Origin of the sequence: Kocuria rhizosphaerae, from assembly GCF_044462265.1 — a bacterium.
Classification (GTDB): Bacteria; Actinomycetota; Actinomycetes; order Actinomycetales; family Micrococcaceae; genus Kocuria; species Kocuria rhizosphaerae.
Genome location: NZ_JBISWL010000069.1, coordinates 1 through 17,992, shown reverse-complemented (window position 1 = coordinate 17,992; position 17,992 = coordinate 1). Strand labels below are relative to the sequence as shown.

General features: G+C 69.1%; 17 protein-coding genes. 8 read left to right on the top strand and 9 right to left on the bottom strand.

What is annotated here, in order from left to right; all coding sequences use genetic code 11:
* Positions 1-42: 42 nt before the first annotated feature.
* The 5 genes from ACH9EU_RS07625 (at position 43) to ACH9EU_RS07605 (ending at position 5,289) form a co-directional block, all read left to right on the top strand.
* Entirely contained in the window at positions 43-1,527 is a 1,485-nt protein-coding gene (locus tag ACH9EU_RS07625; RefSeq protein WP_396413338.1) for a dipeptidase, read from the top strand.
* 84 nt (positions 1,528-1,611) lie between these two features.
* Entirely contained in the window at positions 1,612-1,983 is a 372-nt protein-coding gene (locus ACH9EU_RS07620; protein ID WP_396413337.1) for an iron-sulfur cluster assembly accessory protein, read from the top strand.
* Positions 1,984-2,281: 298 nt separating this feature from the next.
* Positions 2,282-3,160 carry an aa3-type cytochrome oxidase subunit II gene (gene ctaC, locus ACH9EU_RS07615; RefSeq protein ID WP_396413336.1) on the top strand — a complete coding sequence of 293 codons (879 nt, stop codon included), beginning with the start codon at positions 2,282-2,284 and terminating at the stop codon, positions 3,158-3,160.
* 9 nt (positions 3,161-3,169) lie between these two features.
* Positions 3,170-4,882 (top strand): aa3-type cytochrome oxidase subunit I, encoded by a 1,713-nt coding sequence (ctaD, locus tag ACH9EU_RS07610; RefSeq protein ID WP_396413335.1) that lies wholly within the window; start codon positions 3,170-3,172, stop codon positions 4,880-4,882.
* A 2-nt stretch (positions 4,883-4,884) separates the two neighbouring features.
* A complete protein-coding gene (locus ACH9EU_RS07605) occupies positions 4,885-5,289 on the top strand; it encodes an aa3-type cytochrome oxidase subunit IV (protein ID WP_396413334.1) in 405 nt (134 codons plus the stop codon).
* An 817-nt stretch (positions 5,290-6,106) separates the two neighbouring features.
* On the opposite strand, the gene qcrB is transcribed toward ACH9EU_RS07605, so the two are convergent.
* The 4 genes from qcrB to ctaE all read right to left on the bottom strand — a co-directional run bounded on the left by qcrB (position 6,107) and on the right by ctaE (position 10,429).
* On the bottom strand, positions 6,107-7,768 hold the full coding sequence (gene qcrB / locus ACH9EU_RS07600) for a cytochrome bc1 complex cytochrome b subunit (protein WP_396413333.1): 1,662 nt from the start codon (positions 7,766-7,768) through the stop codon (positions 6,107-6,109).
* Complete coding sequence (gene qcrA / locus ACH9EU_RS07595; RefSeq protein ID WP_396413332.1) at positions 7,768-8,862, bottom strand: cytochrome bc1 complex Rieske iron-sulfur subunit; 1,095 nt, start codon at positions 8,860-8,862, stop codon at positions 7,768-7,770. Before qcrA ends, qcrB begins: the two co-directional genes overlap by 1 nt.
* A gap of 72 nt (positions 8,863-8,934) precedes the next feature.
* Positions 8,935-9,726, bottom strand: coding sequence for a cytochrome bc1 complex diheme cytochrome c subunit (qcrC, locus tag ACH9EU_RS07590; RefSeq protein ID WP_396413331.1), 792 nt, complete (start codon positions 9,724-9,726; stop codon positions 8,935-8,937).
* A 64-nt stretch (positions 9,727-9,790) separates the two neighbouring features.
* Entirely contained in the window at positions 9,791-10,429 is a 639-nt protein-coding gene (gene ctaE, locus ACH9EU_RS07585) for an aa3-type cytochrome oxidase subunit III (RefSeq protein ID WP_396413330.1), read from the bottom strand.
* A gap of 240 nt (positions 10,430-10,669) precedes the next feature.
* Here ctaE and trpD point away from each other — a divergent pair, with 240 nt between their 5' ends.
* Positions 10,670-11,728: an anthranilate phosphoribosyltransferase gene (gene trpD, locus ACH9EU_RS07580; protein ID WP_396413329.1), complete on the top strand. Its 1,059-nt coding sequence runs from the start codon at positions 10,670-10,672 to the stop codon at positions 11,726-11,728.
* Between the two features lie 84 nt (positions 11,729-11,812).
* On the opposite strand, the gene ACH9EU_RS07575 is transcribed toward trpD, so the two are convergent.
* Both ACH9EU_RS07575 and ACH9EU_RS07570 read right to left on the bottom strand, forming a co-directional pair.
* A complete protein-coding gene (locus ACH9EU_RS07575; protein WP_396413328.1) occupies positions 11,813-12,091 on the bottom strand; it encodes an Lrp/AsnC ligand binding domain-containing protein in 279 nt (92 codons plus the stop codon).
* 60 nt (positions 12,092-12,151) lie between these two features.
* On the bottom strand, positions 12,152-12,565 hold the full coding sequence (locus tag ACH9EU_RS07570; RefSeq protein ID WP_396413327.1) for a DUF3054 domain-containing protein: 414 nt from the start codon (positions 12,563-12,565) through the stop codon (positions 12,152-12,154).
* Between the two features lie 205 nt (positions 12,566-12,770).
* Here ACH9EU_RS07570 and ACH9EU_RS07565 point away from each other — a divergent pair, with 205 nt between their 5' ends.
* Together ACH9EU_RS07565 and ACH9EU_RS07560 are read left to right on the top strand one after the other, a co-directional pair.
* Positions 12,771-13,334 (top strand): dihydrofolate reductase family protein, encoded by a 564-nt coding sequence (locus ACH9EU_RS07565; protein WP_396413326.1) that lies wholly within the window; start codon positions 12,771-12,773, stop codon positions 13,332-13,334.
* Between the two features lie 600 nt (positions 13,335-13,934).
* Positions 13,935-14,417 carry a hypothetical protein gene (locus ACH9EU_RS07560; RefSeq protein WP_396413037.1) on the top strand — a complete coding sequence of 161 codons (483 nt, stop codon included), beginning with the start codon at positions 13,935-13,937 and terminating at the stop codon, positions 14,415-14,417.
* Between the two features lie 323 nt (positions 14,418-14,740).
* Here ACH9EU_RS07560 and ACH9EU_RS07555 read toward each other — a convergent pair whose 3' ends face one another.
* Genes ACH9EU_RS07555 through ACH9EU_RS07545 form a run of 3 tightly spaced genes read right to left on the bottom strand, consistent with a single transcriptional unit; the run spans position 14,741 to position 17,740 of the window.
* The gene (locus ACH9EU_RS07555) at positions 14,741-16,297 is read right to left on the bottom strand and encodes a hypothetical protein (RefSeq protein WP_396413036.1); all 1,557 of its coding nucleotides are present in this window, start codon (positions 16,295-16,297) and stop codon (positions 14,741-14,743) included.
* Positions 16,290-16,631: a helix-turn-helix domain-containing protein gene (locus tag ACH9EU_RS07550; RefSeq protein WP_396413035.1), complete on the bottom strand. Its 342-nt coding sequence runs from the start codon at positions 16,629-16,631 to the stop codon at positions 16,290-16,292. The genes ACH9EU_RS07555 and ACH9EU_RS07550 overlap by 8 nt, the downstream gene beginning before the upstream one ends.
* Entirely contained in the window at positions 16,628-17,740 is a 1,113-nt protein-coding gene (locus tag ACH9EU_RS07545; RefSeq protein ID WP_396413034.1) for a tyrosine-type recombinase/integrase, read from the bottom strand. Before ACH9EU_RS07545 ends, ACH9EU_RS07550 begins: the two co-directional genes overlap by 4 nt.
* Between the last annotated feature and the right edge of the window lie 252 nt (positions 17,741-17,992).

Sequence of the window (17,992 nt, the reverse complement as noted above, 5' to 3'; positions counted from 1 at the left end):
GTGGCGGTGCCCCCGGTCGCGCCCCGTCGTAGGCTGGGCGGCATGGACGCGCCCGCCCTCCCCGTGACCGTCGAGCAGGTGCGCGCCGCCGTGCGCGCCGACCTGCCCCGGACCCTCCGGGAGCTCGTGGAGCTCGTCGCGATCCCGGGCATCGCGTGGGAGTCCTTCGACCCCCTCCAGCTCGAGCGCGGCGCCGAGGCCGTGGCCGGACTGCTCGCGGACGCGGGGATGGACGAGGTCGAGGTCCTCCGGGTGCCGCACGGGGACGCGCCGGGCCGGCCCGCCGTCGTCACCCGTGGGACACCCGCCGCGGGGCGCCCGACCCTTCTCCTCTACGCCCACCACGACGTCCAGCCCCCGGGGCGCCGGGAGCTGTGGGACTCCGACCCGTTCCGGGCCGAGGAGCGCGACGGCCGGCTGTACGGCCGCGGGGCCGCCGACGACAAGGCCGGGATCATGGTCCACGTGGCCGCCCTCCGGGCCGCGGCGGCGCTGCGGGGCGCAGGAGCGGGGGTGGGGGTGACCGTGTTCGTCGAGGGCGAGGAGGAGGCGGGGTCGCCCGGCTTCCGGGCCTTCCTCGAGGCCCACCGGGACCGTCTGGCCGCCGACGTGATCGTCATCGCCGACTCCGCCAACTGGGAGGTCGGCGTGCCGGCCCTGACCACGAGCCTGCGGGGGATGGTGGGTGCGGTCGTGGAGGTGTCCGTCCTCGAGCACGCCGTGCACTCCGGCATCTTCGGCGGGCCCGTCCTCGACGCCCCCACCCTCCTCTCGCGGCTGATCGCCACGCTGCACGACGAGGACGGGGCCGTCGCCGTCGAGGGGTTGCACGGCGAGGACAGCACCGGCCCGGTCTACGACGAGGACCGGTTCCGGGCCGACGCGGCCGTGCTCGACGGCGTGCGGCTGGCCGGCCGGGGCTCGCTCGCCTCACGCCTGTGGACGCGGCCGGCCCTGTCCGTCACCGGCATGGACGTGACACCCGTGGACGTCGCGTCCAACACCATCGCCCCCTCGGCTCGCGCCAGGCTGAGCCTGCGCGTGGCGCCCGGCCAGGATCCGCGGGAGGCAGCGGAGGCACTGCGCCGCCACGTCGAGGCCCACGCGCCGTTCGGCGCCCGGGTGCGTTGCACGGTGGAGGAGACCGGCCGGTCCTTCCGGACCGACACCGGGTCCGAGGCCGCCCGCACCGCCCTCTGGGCCCTGGGAGAGGCCTGGGGGCGCCCCGCCGTCGAGACCGGGATCGGCGGATCCATCCCCTTCGTCGCCGACCTGACCGACGCCTTCCCGCAGGCCGACATCCTCATCACGGGCGTGGAGGACCCGGACACCCGGGCGCACGGCCCGAACGAGTCGCTGCACCTCGGGGACTTCGAGCTCGCCGTGGTGGCGGAGACGCTGCTCCTTCTGGCCCTCGACGCGGCGGGCCGCGGCTCCGGGAACGTGTCCGGGCATGACGCCCCGGACGGCTCCGGGATCGACCCGGGCGGCTCGTCGGGCGACAATGAGGTCCTCACCGGGGAATGAACCCGGCCCGTCCGTCGTTGTGCCCCCTGGTAGACCACCGCCGGCCCGACGCCGCGCGGTCCCCATCCACAGAAAGTGAGCATCATGAGCGTCACGACCGAGAACGGCGCCGCAGTGGACGGCCTCCCGACCCACGGCGTCGACCTGACCGATGTCGCGTCCGAGAAGGTCCGCGCGCTGCTCGAGCAGGAGGGACGCACCGACCTCCGTCTGCGCGTGGCCGTGCAGCCCGGCGGTTGCTCCGGCCTCATCTACCAGCTGTACTTCGACGAGCGCATCCTGGACGGCGACGCCGTGCGCGACTTCAACGGCGTCGAGGTCGTGGTCGACAAGATGAGCGTGCCCTATCTCGAGGGCTCGACCATCGACTTCGAGGACTCCATCTCCAAGCAGGGGTTCTCGATCGACAACCCCAACGCGGGGGGATCCTGCGCCTGCGGCGACTCCTTCCACTGAGCCGCCCCGCACCCCGCCCCGAGAGGCCCGCTGTCCCGCCGGACAGCGGGCCTCTCGGCGTTCCGCGGCCATCGGCCAGGACCGTCCCCGGGCCCGCCGCCAGGCCGTCGGATCCGCCCGTCAGGAGGCCCTGACCGCCCCCGGAGGACGCCGCGCGGACGCTGACACTGTGTCACCAGATGTCACCGAGTAGGGGTAAGCTCGGAGGGAAACATTCCACATGACTGTGTCCGGGCTCTCGGTACCAGGGCCTCCGGCGCGCAGACGACGAGCACGACAAGAAGAGGAAGGGCCGTCTGTGAGTTCGCACACACGAACCGTCAGCCGCCGCCGCACGGCAATGGTGTCTGCGGTAGCAGTCCTGGCAGCAACCGCGCTGACGGGTTGTTCGGAAGAAGCGAAGCTCGGGTGGATGCCCACCGAGCGGGGCACCACCGACAATGCCGACATGATCCTGGACCTGTGGATCGGTTCCTGGATCGCGGCCCTCGTCGTGGGCCTCATCACCTGGGGTCTGATGCTCTGGTGCATGATCGCCTACCGCCGCCGCCGGTACGAGACGGGCTATCCGCGCCAGGTGGCCTACCACGCGCCCCTCGAGGTCTTCTACACGGTCGTCCCGGTCGTCATGATCCTCTCCCTGTTCTTCTTCACCGAGCGCGCCCAGTCCCAGATCGCCGAGCCGCACGACAACCCGGACGTCACCGTCCAGGTCTACGGCAAGCAGTGGGCGTGGGACTTCAACTACGTCAGCGACGACGTCTGGGACACGGGCATCCAGGCCCACCTCGACGGCGAGGAGGGCGCCCCCGAGCGCGTCCCCACCCTGTACCTGCCCGTCGACAGCGACGTCGAGCTGCAGGTCACCTCGCGCGACGTGATCCACTCGTTCTGGGTCCCCGCCTTCCTCGAGAAGGCCGACATGTTCCCCGGACGCACCAACCTCATCAGCATCACCACGGGTCGCGAGGGCTCCTACTACGGCAAGTGCGCCGAGCTGTGCGGGGAGTACCACTCCGAGATGCTGTTCAACGTCAACGTGGTCAGCCAGGCCGAGTACGACGCCCACATCCAGTCCCTGCGCGAGGCCGGCCAGACCGGGCAGCTCGGCGAGGAGTACAGCCGCGACTCCTACCCGGGCACCGCGGACCAGCACGACGAGACCTTTAACAACTAAGGAGTACCGGTGTCCACACTCGAGTATTCACGGGACGAGGCCGCCACAGTCGCTCCGCGCGTGGTGCCCCGGTCCAAGGGCCGGTTGGTCGTCAACTGGCTCACCACCACCGACCACAAGACGATCGGGTACATGTACCTGATCACCTCCTTCCTCTTCTTCTGCATCGCCGGCGTGATGGCCCTGCTGATCCGCGCCGAGCTCTTCGAGCCCGGCATGCAGATCCTGGAGACCAAGGAGCAGTACAACCAGCTGTTCACGATGCACGGCACGCTGATGCTGCTGATGTTCGGGACACCCCTGTTCGTCGGCTTCGCCAACGTCATCGTCCCGCTGCAGATCGGCGCCCCGGACGTGGCGTTCCCGCGGCTCAACGCCCTGGCGTTCTGGTTCTTCCTCTTCGGCTCCCTCATCGCCACGGCCGGCTTCATCACCCCGCAGGGCGCGGCGTCCTTCGGCTGGTTCGCCTACACCCCGCTGAGCAACGCCTCGTTCTCGCCGGGGCTCGGCGGCGACCTGTGGGTCTTCGGCCTGGCGCTGTCCGGGTTCGGCACCATCATGGGTGGCGTCAACTTCATCACCACGATCCTGGCGATGCGCGCCCCGGGCATGACGGTGTGGCGGATGGGCCTGTTCACCTGGAACATCCTCATCACGTCCCTGCTGATCATCATCGCCTTCCCGCCCCTGGCCGCGGCCCTCTTCGCCCTGGGCATGGACCGCACCCTCGGCGGGCACATCTTCGACCCCGCCAACGGGGGAGCGGTGTTGTGGCAGCACCTCTTCTGGTTCTTCGGGCACCCCGAGGTGTACATCCTGGCCCTGCCGTTCTTCGGGATCGTCTCCGAGGTCGTCCCGGTCTTCTCCCGCAAGCCGATCTTCGGCTACAAGGGTCTGGTCTTCGCCACCATCGCCATCGGCGCCCTGTCCGTGACCGTGTGGGCGCACCACATGTACGTCACCGGCGCCGTCATGCTGAGCTTCTTCGCGTTCATGACGATGATGATCGCGGTGCCCACCGGCGTGAAGTTCTTCAACTGGATCGGCACGATGTGGCAGGGTTCGATCACCTTCGAGACCCCCATGCTGTGGGTGCTGGGCTTCCTGTTCACCTTCCTGTTCGGCGGGCTGACCGGCATCATCCTGGCGACGCCGCCGCTGGACTTCCACGTCTCCGACTCCTACTTCGTGGTCGCCCACTTCCACTACGTGGTCTTCGGCACCGTGGTCTTCGGGATGTTCGCCGGCTTCTACTTCTGGTGGCCGAAGTTCACCGGCAAGATGCTCAACGAGCGGATCGGCAAGATCCACTTCTGGCTGCTGTTCCTGGGCTTCCACATGACGTTCCTCATCCAGCACTGGCTGGGCGTGGACGGGATGCCCCGCCGCTACGCCGACTACCTGCCCGAGGACGGCTTCACCTGGATGAACCAGATCTCCACGGTCGGATCGATGCTCCTCGGGGTGTCGATGATCCCGTGGTTCTGGAACGTCTACACGACCCACCGCAACGGCAAGAAGGTCGAGGTCGACGACCCTTGGGGCTTCGGCGGATCCCTGGAGTGGGCGACGTCCTGCCCGCCGCCGCGGCACAACTTCACCTCGCTGCCGCGGATCCGGTCCGAACGCCCCGCGCTGGACCTGCACCACCCGGAGCTCGCCGCGGAGTCCCCGCAGCAGTCCCCGGTCGACGACGCCGCCATCGCCACGCGGAAGGGCTGAGCATGAAACTGTCCATCAAGCTGTTCATCCTCCTCGGGGTCTTCGGCCTCGTGTGTGCCGTGGTCTACGGCTTCCTGACCCGCTTCGACGAGCTCGTGGGGTTCCCCGGACTGCTGGCCGTGGCCGCCATGTCCTTCATGCTGGCGGTCTACCTCTGGCTGGTCGACCGCCACACGGGCGGCGTCCTCCCGGAGGACAAGCTGGACGGGGAGATCGTGGAGTCGGCCGGCGAGTACGGTCACTTCTCCCCGTGGAGCTGGTGGCCGCTGCTCCTCGGCCTCGGCTGCGCCCTGGCCTTCGTGAGCATGGCCATCGACTGGTGGCTGCTGATGCTCGCCGGTCCGGTCGCGGTCCTCGGACTGCTGGGTCTCATCTTCGAGCACTCCCGCGGGGACCACGCGCACTGACGACCTCGAAGAGGCCCCGGACACCACCACGGTGTCCGGGGCCTCTCCCGTTCGCGGGCCGGCGGCCGTGGCGGCCTCCGCGCCGGCGTCTGCAGTGCCTCGCCGGCGACGGGTGGACCCGATGGCGGCGGTTGCTGTCTCCGCACGCCGCAGCTTCGACGGCACATCCACCGTCCACCCGGCCGGACTGGAGACGATCCCGCTCAAGGCCTGGCCACCGCCGCCGTCGAGGGCCTGGCTCCTGCTGCTCCAGGCCCACGCCATCAACATCGAGGACACCTCGCTGTGGCTCTTGTCCGATGCCGCCGCCGGACGAGGGAAAGTCTCACGGACCCGACGCCCCGCAGGGAGATCGGCTGACCGCGGACAGGGAGATCACCCGACCCCCACAGGGACGCCCCGCTGGCCGCTGGCAGGGAGATCACCTGACCGCCCCCCGGGAAGTCCCGCTGACCGTTGACAGCTGCACGGCCGGCCGGGTCCTGGAGTCCGTGTCAACGTCGTTGACAGTTCCCGGAGGCGACAGCAATCGATGGGGCGCTCGAGAACTGGCGGGGCGGCCCGCCCGATGACCGCCCAGGCCGGTGCGTGGGCTGCTGCCGGTGTCGGCCGGCACCCGGTTCACCCTCCAGTGCACCCCCGTCTCCGCTGTGCCGGCCACGCTCCGGGCCCAGAGCGTCCAGGGATGGCTCGGCTACCCACGATGCCGAGCTGCTCACGAGCCGTGAAAGCGCGCGGAACAGCCCGTACGCGGCGGCAGACGGGCAGGGCCCCGGAAGGATCGCTCCTTCCGGGGCCCTGCCCGTCTGCGCGCGACTCAGCGGACGAGCTCCCGGCCCTGGGGGCCCCCGGCCGACGCCTCGACCTCGTGGTGGTGGTGGGACGCCTCGAGCTCCGCCGGCGTCACGGGTGCCACTCGGTCCTCGAAGAAGACCCGGCTGATGCGGGCTCGCAGCTTCTCCGCACCCGTGATCTTGCCCTTGCCGTTCGGCTGCGGAGGCTGGACCTGCCGGTCGTGGAAGGCGACCAGACGGTACCGCTTGTACTCGTCGAGCGGCTCGTGCACCTCGATGAACTCGCCGTGGGGCAGCTGCTGGACACGACCGGTCTCACGGCCGTGCAGGACAATCTCACGGTCCTTGCGCTGCAGCGACAGGCAGACCCGCCGGGTGATCACGAACGCCAGGATGGGTGCGAGGAAGTACGCGGCCCGCAACCAGTAGATGACGTCGTTGAGCGACACCAGGAAGTGGGTCGCGATGAGGTCCCCACTGGCCGCGACGAGCATGACCGTGTAGAAGGCGACACCCGCCGCACCCATCGCGGTCCGGAAGGGCGCGTTGCGGGGACGGTCGAGGATGTGGTGCTCCCGGTCGTCCTTCGTCACCCAGCGCTCGATCCACGGCCACGCGGCCATGAGCCCGAAGAGCACCATGATCGGCATCATCGGCAGCAGCACGTTCATGGGGATCGCCATGCCCCAGAAGGTCCACTCCCAGTTGAACGGCCAGGTGCCGGGCATGAGGCGGACGGCGCCGTCGGTGAAGCCCATGTACCAGTCCGGTTGGGAGCCGGCCTGCACCGGGGAGGGGTCGTAGGGGCCGTAGTTCCAGATCGCGTTGATCGTGGTGGTGGCCGCCATCAGAGACATGATGCCAAAGACGATGCAGAAGAAGCCGCCGCCCTTGGCCGCGAAGATGGGCCCGATGGGCACACCCACGACGTTCTGCTCGGTGCGGCCGGGACCGGGGTACTGGGTGTGCTTGTGCACGACGACCAGAATCAGGTGCACCACGATCAGGCCGAGGATCGCCGCGGGAATCAGCAGCACGTGGATGATGTAGAGCCGCGCGATGATGTCGTGACCGGGGAACTCGCCCCCGAACAGGAACATCGACAGATAGGCGCCGACGATCGGGATGGCCTTGAGGATCGCGTCGGCGATGCGCAGGCCGTTGCCGGAGAGGACGTCGTCCGGGAGGGAGTACCCGGAGAAGCCTGCGACGATGGCCAGCAGGAAGAGACCCACGCCGATGAGCCAGTTCAGCTCACGCGGGCGGCGGAACGCGCCGGTGAAGAACACCCGGAGCATGTGCACCGCGATGGCCGCCGCGAACACGAGCGCCGACCAGTGGTGGATCTGGCGCAGGAACAGCCCGCCGCGGATGTCGAAGGAGATGTCGAGCGAGGACGCGTAGGCCGCGGACATCTCGACGCCACGCATCGGGACGTAGGAGCCCTCGTACTCCAGGGCGGCCATCGACGGCTCGAACCAGAGCGCGAGGAACGTGCCCGAGAGCAGGAGGATGACGAAGGTGTAGAGCGCGACCTCGCCGAGCATGAAGGACCAGTGGTCCGGGAAGATCTTCCGGCCGAACTCCTTGACGAGCGGCGACAGTCCCAGACGGGTGTCGGCGAAGTTCGCGATCCGGCCGGCACCGGTCTGCGGCTTGTACTGGTAGTCAGTGGACGTGGACATCAGTTCGCCTCACCCTGCATTTCTTCGACGTGGGTACCCCGCTGGGAGTAGGTCGGTCCGACCGGCTCGTGGAAGTCGCTGCGGGCGACGAGGTAGCCCTCGTCGTCCACGGAGATCGGCAGCTGGGGGAGGGGCCGGGCAGCCGGCCCGAAGATGACCTCGCACTCGTTGGCGAGGTCGAACGTGGACTGGTGGCACGGGCACAGCAGGTGGTGCGTCTGCTGCTCGTAGAGGGCCACCGGGCAGCCGACGTGGGTGCAGACCTTCGAGTAGGCGAAGATGCCGTCGACGTTCCAGTCGGCCTTCTCCGGGGAGACGTTGACGGTCTCCGGGTCGAGACGCATGAGCAGCACGACGGCCTTGGCCTTCTCGTCCAGGTAGCCCTCGTTGTGCCCGATGGCGCTCAGGTTCTCCGGGACGACGTGGAAGGTGGATCCGAGCGTGACGTCGGAGGCCTTGATGGGCGTGCCGGAGGGGTCGCGCACCAGTCGGACGCCGTCGTCCCACAGGGTGTGCTTGAGGACGTCGAGGTCGGTCGGGCCGAGGTCCTTGAGCAGACCGACGAAGGGGAGGGGAGCGAGGACCGCCGCGCCGATGAGGGTGTTGCGCAGCAGCGGACGCCGCCTGATGCCCGACTCGTCGTAGATCGTGGCCAGGATGCTCTGCGCCTCCGCGCGCTGCTCCTCGGTGCGGATCTCGTGCCGGCTCTGGACCAGTTCGTGGCCCGGCATCAGCGTCCGTGCCCAGTGCACGATGCCCAGCCCGATGCCGAACATGGCCAGGGCGATCCCGAGGCCGAGCAGCAGGTTCTGGAGCTGCAGGCGCTGTGTGGGAGCGGTGTTCGTCACGTCGTAGATCGGCCCCTCGACCCGGACGCCGAAGTAGCCCACGAAGAACAGGACGGAACCGAGGATCGAGATCAGGAACAGCAGGGCGATCTGCCGTTCCGCGCGCTTGGCGGCCTTGGAGTCGACGTCCGTCAGGCGTGGACGGTGCGGAGGCAGTCCGGGGTCGGGAAAACGCTCCATTGCCGTGGTGCCCGTGGTGGCAACGGATCCCGACTGGTGGGGAGTGCCGTCACTGTGGCTTCCCATGTGGTCCCTCATCCTTCTCTTGGTGCAGTTGATCGTAGCTTGGGGGGCCGACATCCGCTGCCGGCACGGGCGTCAGGCGGAACGCGACGTGATCCAGACGGTGAACCCGATGATGACGGCCAGTCCGACGGTCCAGACGAACAGGCCCTCGGAGACCGGGCCCAGGGCTCCGAGGCCGAACCCGCCGGGGTTGGGGCTCTGCTCGAGCGTCTTCAGGTAGGTGATGACGTCGCGCTTCTCCTCGGGGGTGATGTTCGCGTCGTTGAAGACGGGCATGTTCTGCGGGCCCGTCTGCATGGCCTCGTAGATGTGCTTCTCGGACACGTCCATCACCGTGGGCGCGAACTTGCCGCGGGTCAGCGCGCCGCCGGCGCCGGCGGCGTTGTGGCACATGGCGCAGTTGGCGAGGAATACCTTCGCTCCGTTGGCGGCGTTGCCCTCGGCGACGTCGAGGTACTGCTCCTCGGGGACCGACGGGCCCGCGCCGAAGGTGGCCACGTAGCCGGCGAGCTGGCGGACCTGCTCGTCGTCGAACTGGGGGGCCTTCTGCTGGGCCTGCGGTCCGTTGGCCTGCATGGGCATGCGCCCCGTGCCGACCTGGAAGTCGACGGCGGCGGCACCGACGCCCACCAGCGACGGGCCGGACGGGGTCCCCGCCGCGTCGAGACCGTGGCAGGTGGAACAGTTCGCGATGAACAGCTTCTCGCCCTCCTCGATGTCCTGCGCGCTGTAGGACTCGGTCTGGGCCTTGGCCTCATTGGTGGTTGTGGCGACTGCGTAGAGCCCACCGGTGAGGAGCAGGGCCAGGACCATCAGTGCGAGGACTGCGAGGGGGTGGCGCCGCTGTTGCGAAAGTGCCTTCACGTCAAACGTTCCTTTAACTCGGTGCTGCGGTGGTTTGTTCGGTGCGTCCCCGGGACGGCACGACCTACTTGAGGAAGTAGATCACCAGGAAGAGGACGATCCAGACGACGTCCACGAAGTGCCAGTAGTAGGACACGACGATGGCCGAGGTGGCCTCGAAGTGGCCGAAGCGTTTGGCGACGAACGCGCGGCCCATGATGAACAGGAACGCGATGAGGCCGCCGGTCACGTGCAGCGCGTGGAAGCCCGTGGTGATGTAGAAGGCGGAGCCGTAGGCGTGGGCCGGGATGCTGATGCCGTGGGCGACCAGCTCGGCGTACTCGAAGGCCTGCACGGCCACGAAGATCGCGCCCATGATGAAGGTCAGCGCGAACCACTCGACCATGCCCCAGCGGGTGAACTGGAGGATCCCGCCGGTGCGGCGCGGCTGGAGCCGCTCCGCGGCGAAGACGCCGAACTGACAGGTCACGGAGCTGGAGACCAGGATGATGGTGTTCACGAGGGCCAGCGGCACATTCAGCTTGGCGGACTCCTCCGCCCAGAGCTCCGGAGAGGTGGCACGCAGGGTGAAGTACATGGCGAAGAGGCCGGCGAAGAACATCACCTCGGAGGCGAGCCACACGATGGTGCCCACGGACGTGAGGTTGGGTCGGTTGAGAGACCCGCCTACCGGCTTGGCTGGGGTATGGGTTGCAGTCGTCACAGAGACATTATGTCGACAAAACTCCCGCCGGACCAACCAGGGGCGGGTCGGGCGGTTCGCGTGTCACCGCCGCCCCGACCGGGGGTGACGACGACGTCCGGCTCGTCACCCCCACGGGCGGCGCCCCGGCCGCGGCGCCCCGCACGCTCCGGCCGGGACGATGGTCCGCGTGACACCGGGACCGGCGGTCCCGACGGGCGTGTTCCGGGGCCCGTCCGGGCGGACGATACGATCAGGATCGTGAACACGACGACTCCGCCGACCGCGCCGCCCTACGCGTGGCCAGACCTCATCACCACCCTGATCGACGGGAGCGACCTCCGCCGGGAGCAGGCCTGGTGGGCCATGGACCAGATCATGTCGGGGGAGGTGCCGGACGTCGTCGTCGCGGGCTTCCTGGTGGCGCTGCGCGCCAAGGGGGAGACCGTCGAGGAGCTGACCGGCCTCGCGGACGCCATGGTCGGCCACGCCCGCCCGGTGGACATCCCCGGACCGGCCGTGGACATCGTCGGCACGGGGGGCGACCGGCTCGCGAGCGTGAACATCTCGACGATGGCGGCGCTCGTGTGCGCCGGCGCCGGGGCCAAGGTCGTCAAGCACGGCAACCGCGCGTCCTCCTCGAAGTCCGGCTCCGCGGACGTCCTGGAGGCCCTCGGGGTCAGACTGGACCTGCCGGTCGAGATGGTCGAGTCGGCCGCCCGTGAGGTGGGCATCACGTTCTTGTTCGCGCAGACGTTCCACCCCTCGATGCGTTTCGCCGCGGCGGCGCGCAAGCAGCTGGGTGTGGCGACGGCGTTCAACGTGCTGGGCCCGCTCACCAATCCCGCCCGGCCCGGGTCCTCGGCGATCGGCGTGGCCGACCGCCGGCTGGCGCCGCTGATCGCCGGCGTCTTCGCGGCGCGCGGCGACCGGGCCCTGGTCTTCCGCGGCGGCGACGGGCTGGACGAGCTCACCGTCACCGCGCCCTCCGAGATCTGGGAGGTGCGCGAGGGCCGGGTCGAGCACCACGACTTCGACCCCTCGGACCTCGGGATGCCCCGAGCGACCGTCGAGGACCTGCGCGGTCAGGACGCGCGGTACAACGCCCAGGTCGTGGAGCGCGTCCTGGCGGGGGAGACGGGCCCCGTCCGCGACGCCGTCGTGCTCAACGCCGCCGCAGGCCTCGTCGCCCTGGACCCCTCGGCCGGCGCGCCGTTCTTCGAGCGGATGACCGAGGCCGTCCGACGCGCCGAGGAGTCGATCGACAGCGGGGCGGCGCGCGCCGTCCTCGACCGCTGGGTTGCCCACACGACCCGCTGAGCGTCCGCACGACGACGACGGAGGCCGGCGAGCTGCGCGCTCACCGGCCTCCGGCCGTCGGCGGGCCCGGCCCGGGCCCGTGGATCACTCGATGCCGAGCGAGAACGCGGCGTCGAGGTCGTGCCTGCTGTAGGTCCGGAACGCGATGTTGGTGTTGGTGGCCACCACGCCCTCGACCTTGGAGAGGCGGTCGGCGATGACGTCGGCGAGGTCCTCGTGCCGGTGCACCCGCACCATCGCGATCAGGTCCCACTCGCCGGTCACGGAGTACACCTCACTGATGCCGGGGATGTCGGAGATCTGCTCGGCCACCTCGGGGATGCGGTCGGCGGTGGTCTTGACGAGGACGATGGCGGTGAGCATGGAGCACCTTTCGGGACGGGACCGGCGCGGCCGGCGGAACGGAGGGGTCGGAGGGGCTGCTCAGGCTGGACGCCGGCTCCGGGGCCTGCGCACGAGGACCGCTACGGCCCGGGGGACGAGCAGCAGGACGCCGAGCACCCCGAGCGTGACCAGCACGAAGCTGGGCGCGGTGCCCTGGCCGGTGAGCACGCGCAGCCCCATGCCCACGGCCACCGTGGTCGGCCACAGCGCGAGACCGCGCACCGGCGACCACGGATCCCGGGCGAGGCGCCAGACGGCCCAGCCGACCACCAGCCCCGCAAGGAACGGCCACGCCGTCTCCAGGACACCCACGACCCCCAGCGAGTGGGTCCTGCGCCCGGCGGCCGCGAACAGCAGGACGACGAACACGTCCAGCGCGAGCACCGCGGGCCACGCGCCGGAGACGGCGGTCCGCGCCACGGGCGGGGGATCGACGGGGGCAGAGGTGCGCATGCCCGCAGTCTAGTGGGCCGATGAAGCCGGTTGCGCGCAAGCGCAGGGCTTCCGGTTTCGATTCAGACTTGAAGGTATGCGGAGCCGAAAGCCTCATGTTTCAGGTCATGATCGAGGGCGGCGGCTCCGGGGTCCGAGTCCGGACCTGACGGGTCGTCGGGTGTGTGGCCTGTGGCCAGGACCGGCTCACCGGTAGGCTGACGCCGTGCGGAAACTGACCTTCGGGATGAACGTGAGTCTGGACGGCTACATCGCCGCGTCCGGCGACGACATCGGCTGGAGCGTGCCGAGCGAAGAGCTGTTCCAGTGGTGGTCCGACCGGGTGGGCGCGACGGGTGTGGCGCTGTACGGGCGCAAGCTGTGGGAGACGATGAGCACCTACTGGCCGACCGCCGGCCAGCAGCCCGGCGTCACACCGGCGGAGATCGAGTTCGCCCGCCGCTGGCAGGCCATGCCCAAGGTGGTGTTCTCCTCGACGATCAGTTCGGTGGACTGGAACACCCGCCTGGTCACCGGCGACGCGGTTGCCGAGATCACCCGGCTCAAGGCCGAGGACGGCGGGCCCATGGACATCGGCGGCGCCACGCTCGCCGCGGCGGCCATGCGGGCCGGTCTGATCGACGAGTACGTGTTGGCCACCGCACCGGTCCTGGTGGGCCGCGGCACGCCGTTTTTCCCAGCCCTGGACAACTGGGTGAACCTGGAACTGGTGGAGACCCGGACGTTCCCCGGCGGCGTGGTCCTGACCAGGTACGAGACCAAGCGCTGAGCCGCCGACGTCGGATCGGGGCGGGACTGAGAGTCGTCCATCTGCATCGGAACCCCCTAGACCCCGGTTGCAGCCAGTGATTCACTGTTGCATCCGGCGAGACACCAGGCGTGCCTGTGCATGTCATCGGCGCAGGTCAACGGCGCGTCGCCGAGACCGCGCCACGTGCGCCGATCCCGCCGTCGGCGCACGACGTCAGTGGCCCACCAAGACGCCGTACTGCCGCGTTCCCTCAGGTCAACGGCACTGTCGTGGCTGTCGGCGGGGCAGTGGAGCGCCGTGCATGGTTGATCCGTCGGACCGGGACGCAGACCGCTGATGGGGAAATGCGTTATCCGGTTCTTCAGTGATCGCAGGTCACGGCAGCCACAGACTGGCTGGGCGCCACGCACCTCTGCCGGGCGGTCGAGCTGACCGGCGCAACCGCCTCCGGTCCGACGACGCGTAAGCCTTATAACGATGCCACTTCAATTGGGGAACGGTTCGACTTCACTTGGGGTATGCACGTTGCACTCCGGGACCGGCCGCACCCAGCCTGGTTGTGTATGCAAATCCGAAGGTTACTGGGCGTTTCACGGCGAGTTGCCCGGTGCCCGATTGATGGGGGTAGACATGCGCGAACGTACTAAAGGACTGATGGGCGCGGCTTTGGGTGTCGGCGCTCTGACACTGGCCGGCTCCGTGCCGGCGCATGCCGCAGGCGCCGTCACCGAAGGGTCCCAGGCGTACCAGACTGACATTTGCTACGACGACTTCCTAGGCAATGAGATCTGCACCACGATGGAGGGCCGACAGTTGCAGGTGGTACTGCCCAACGGGCGGCAGCTGAACCGGGACAAGGGCACTGTTGTCTCCGAGGGGTACACCTGGGAGGGGACCCATTACACGGTAGAGAGTTCCTACAACTCCTTCACCGTTTACGAGGAGTACACCAGTCCGTGGGATTTCGACGATCAGGTGACCCGTGTCGACACCGCCAGGACGACCAGCGACGCCACCGGGGAGACCTGCGAGTCGACGCAGACATTCGTCGTGGTGGACGGCCAGGAGCGCAACTTCCGTACCGACGTCGTCTGCTACTGAGGCAGCCGTATTCAGCCGGTCGTCGCCACAGTGTGCTGTTGATTTGAGCGTAGCTGTTCTTCGAAGACCTCGGCCGGGGTGTGCCAATCGAGAATGCCTCGGGGCCGGCTGAGGGGAGCAGGGCCCGGGGACCAGGCGCACCGAGGGCGGGTTGAAGGTGTAGCGGTACAGTCGTGGCCGGTATGTCACCTGGACGGGGCGTGTGCCGTCATGGCGGCGCGGTGGTGCCCACATTTTGCCCACACTCCCTGGATCTTTCCCCGTGCCCATGTGGGCACGGGGCCAGTGCCTCAACCACGGTCATGGGATGTCAGGAGTTCGTGTCACCGGGGCCGTTGGCGCTTCATGTCGATGTAGTCGGACATGGGCGTGGCGGATAGGGCGGCGTGGCGGGCGATGATGCCGGGGCTGTAGCCGAGGGTGTCGATGAGGGTGCGTGCGTCGACTTCATGGGTGAGGTCGCGGAGTGTGGCGTTGCGGGCCCGTTGGGCGTCGATGCCGAGGACTTTGAGCCTGCGCGAAAGTGTGGCCGGGTGCAGGTGCTGGCCGGCCCGGGTGCCGGGGAACAGCCACGGGGTGCCGGTGTTGGCGGTGTTCTGGTTCCCGGGGTTCTGCAGGTGCTGCCAGAGCATGGCGGTCAGTGCCTCGGGGATGGCGGTCGGGGTGGCGCCGAGGGTGAGGAGCATGCCTTGCGGGGTCACCGTGAGGTGTTCCCGGCGGAGCATGACGATCTTGTTCAGCGGGTGGGCCCACAGCAGAAGGATCAGCCCGGCCAGGCGGGTCGAGCCGGTGACGTGGCGGTGTTCAAGGCAGTTCCGGACGAGCTCGAGACGCTCGGTGTGGGTGATCATGGGCGTGCTCTGGGCATTGCGGAAGGCCACGTCGATTACCCCGGTGCGGCGGCCCTGCTGGTGGTTGAGCCAGCGGACGAAGGTGCGGATCTGCTTGCGGGTGCTGGGGTCGTGACTGAGGTAGTCGTCGATGTGGAGCTGCTGGAGTTCCTCCGCGAGGGTGTGGTGGTGTTCTTGGAGCCAGATGAGGAACTTCCCGGCTTCGGTGATCTCCTGCTTGGCCGCGTGGGTGCTGGTCTCGAGGTCGGCGTCCGGATTGGTTGCCTGGGCGCGGATGCGCTCGAGGTGGTGCCAGGTGGCGAAGCGTTCGATGAGGTCGGCCGTGCCGTCCTCGGGGAGCTCTGTGATCCTGGTCGCGAGCCAGTGTTCGAAGCGTGCGAGGGTCTCGTTGCCGCGGGCGGGCATCATGCGGTGGTGGACGACCAGCGCGCGCAGGTGTTCGACCGCGGTCGAGCGGGGTAGACGGTCGAAAGCTTCGTGGGTGAGCGCCAGTTTGCGGGCGCCGATGGCTTCCAGCAGTGCCCTGGCCCGGGTGCCCGGGCGCATGTAGGTGTAGACGCTCTCGGGGCGCTGGGTTCCGGCGAACACTTTGATGAGCCGGTGCAGGCGGAGGTCGTCGCCGGGGTTGAGCACGGCGGTGAGGTCGTCGGTGAGGGCGCAACGGATGCAGAGGCCGGCGCGGAATCTCTCGGCTTCGCGGTGGCAGCCGGTGCAGGTCAGGGCGGTGGTGATGCCGGCGCAGTCACGGCAGAGGGGCTCTCGGCCGGGGGAGCGGCCGGGGAGCATGCGGTGTTCCCGGCAGTGCGGGCAGGTGCCGTAGGTGTGGGTGGCCTCGGTGAAGCAGGCCCCGCAGACGGCTCCGTCGGGCCAGTGGACGCGGATCTTGGCGACCTGCTGGTGGCAACGGTCGCAGGCATGCTGACCGGCCGAGCGGGGTCGGCCGCGCTTCTTCCGGGGGGCGAGGTCGGTGAGTGTGGGTGGGCGGACGGATCCGTTCCCGCCGGTGGCCGGGCGCCCAGGGTCAGTCATCGTCGTCGATGATCCGGGCGCGCACGGGGCGGTAGTCGCGCAGGTCGGGGAGGTTCTCGCCGGTGGCCGTGCGGCGTTGCCGGACGGTTTTGGCGTCGGTGGCCGTGTAGGTGATCAGGTCGTTGGGCGTGACCTCGAGGGCGTCGCAGAGGGCGACCAGGACCTTGAAGGAGATCCGCTCGGGCTGCTGGGTCACGATGCGCCAGACGGCGTTGGCGGTGAGGGTGATGCCGCGCTCGTGCAGCAGCTCGGCGAGGTCCTTGGCGGTGTGCACGCCCCGGCGTGCCATGACCTCGCGGACCCGCCAGGTGTAGGTGATCTCGCGTCGGCTCATGGGTCTCTCCTGGGTGCGGGCAGCCCGAGGGCCGCCTGGATGGTGCGGTCGTGGGCCCGTTCCAAGGCCAGGCGCTGGTAGTCGGGGGAGGGCAGGGAGTAGATCGAGGTCGTCGCGGCGTGCTCGTGGCCCAGCTGGAGTTGGACGAAGGTGACGTCGAAGCCCGCCCCGGTGATCAGCTGCGTCGCGTAGGAGCGGCGGAAGGAGTGCAGGTCGAGCCCGGGCGGGAAGCCCAGCTCGTCGACGAAGCCGCGCAGCCGCCCGAGCAGGTGGGACTCGCCGACGATGGCCCCGCTGCTGGTGGGGAAGAGATCGCTCACTGGGCGCCCGTAGCGGGGCAGCCCGTTGCGGATCCAGTCCTGGATCATCTGCGCCGACCACGGCCAGACGGTCAGCACGGAACGGACCTTCTTCGCCGAGCCGCGGTGGGGCTTGCCCCAGCGCACGCGCAGCACCCCGTGCTCACCCAGATAGGGCGCCCGGCTGTTGGACGAGAAGTCCACCACCTGCAGGTGCCGCAGCTCGTTGGCGCGCAAGCCCCAGCTGTAGGCCGTCTTGAACGCGATCGCGTCCCGCCAGGCGGCCACCGCGCCCTTGCGGCCGGAGTCCAGGATCCGTTCGACCTCCAGATCGGCCAGGTCGAATAACGCCTGCAGCTCGGCCTGGGTGAAAGGCCGTTTGGCCGGGCGCGCCTCGGTGGGCTGGGCGTGGGTGAGGCGATTGAGCTCGGTCACGACCTGGCCGAAGACCTGCCCGAACGACCTCGCGCTCTGCTCGCACCAGTCGTAGTGCGGATCGCAGGCGTAGTCGCAGAACAGCTTGATCGCCCCCTGGTAGGAGCGCACCGTCCCGTGGGAGAGGTTGCGCACCGCACGGGCGTGGGAGAAGAAGTCGTCCGCGTCCGCCAGCGTCCATTCCCACGGGTAGCGCCCCGAGAAGTCGATCAGGCTCATCACGACAGCACGCCGGGTCCGGATCGTGGCCGGCGAGAAGTCCTTCGCCCGCTGCTGAGCACCCCATCCGTCCAGGACGCTGGCCAGGAAGACCTCCGGATCGGGGGCCTGCCCACCGAAGGGAGCGAAGAGCACGTTCTCGCCGTCGTGGCCCATGGAGCGTCCTCAGAGTTCGAATCGTGATTGCGATAATCGCACACAAATTGCGTGCAACGCAATAACCGCCCGAGGACGTGCAGGTCAGAAGCCGGATCGACCTGGTCTGCGGAGCTCCTGTCCGCGCCAGGTGCCACACCCGTGCTGACGGTGCGCCAGGGGAATCGGTCCAGGTCAGAAGCCAGTCGGGGGAGCACCAGCACCGTTACCCAAAACTTCACGATGTGCAGAGCGCGCAGATGGAGTCGGTTC

Excerpts from the sequence above, each read along its gene's own strand:
- ACH9EU_RS07625 (WP_396413338.1), top strand. The coding sequence starts at position 43 with ATGGACGCGCCCGCCCTCCCCGTGACCGTCGAGCAGGTGCGCGCCGCC.
- ACH9EU_RS07620 (WP_396413337.1), top strand. The coding sequence starts at position 1,612 with ATGAGCGTCACGACCGAGAACGGCGCCGCAGTGGACGGCCTCCCGACC.
- ACH9EU_RS07605 (WP_396413334.1), top strand. The coding sequence starts at position 4,885 with ATGAAACTGTCCATCAAGCTGTTCATCCTCCTCGGGGTCTTCGGCCTC.
- qcrB (WP_396413333.1), bottom strand. The coding sequence starts at position 7,768 with ATGTCCACGTCCACTGACTACCAGTACAAGCCGCAGACCGGTGCCGGC.
- qcrA (WP_396413332.1), bottom strand. The coding sequence starts at position 8,862 with ATGGGAAGCCACAGTGACGGCACTCCCCACCAGTCGGGATCCGTTGCC.
- ACH9EU_RS07575 (WP_396413328.1), bottom strand. The coding sequence starts at position 12,091 with ATGCTCACCGCCATCGTCCTCGTCAAGACCACCGCCGACCGCATCCCC.
- ACH9EU_RS07570 (WP_396413327.1), bottom strand. The coding sequence starts at position 12,565 with ATGCGCACCTCTGCCCCCGTCGATCCCCCGCCCGTGGCGCGGACCGCC.
- ACH9EU_RS07560 (WP_396413037.1), top strand. The coding sequence starts at position 13,935 with ATGGGGGTAGACATGCGCGAACGTACTAAAGGACTGATGGGCGCGGCT.
- ACH9EU_RS07555 (WP_396413036.1), bottom strand. The coding sequence starts at position 16,297 with ATGACTGACCCTGGGCGCCCGGCCACCGGCGGGAACGGATCCGTCCGC.
- ACH9EU_RS07550 (WP_396413035.1), bottom strand. The coding sequence starts at position 16,631 with ATGAGCCGACGCGAGATCACCTACACCTGGCGGGTCCGCGAGGTCATG.
- ACH9EU_RS07545 (WP_396413034.1), bottom strand. The coding sequence starts at position 17,740 with ATGGGCCACGACGGCGAGAACGTGCTCTTCGCTCCCTTCGGTGGGCAG.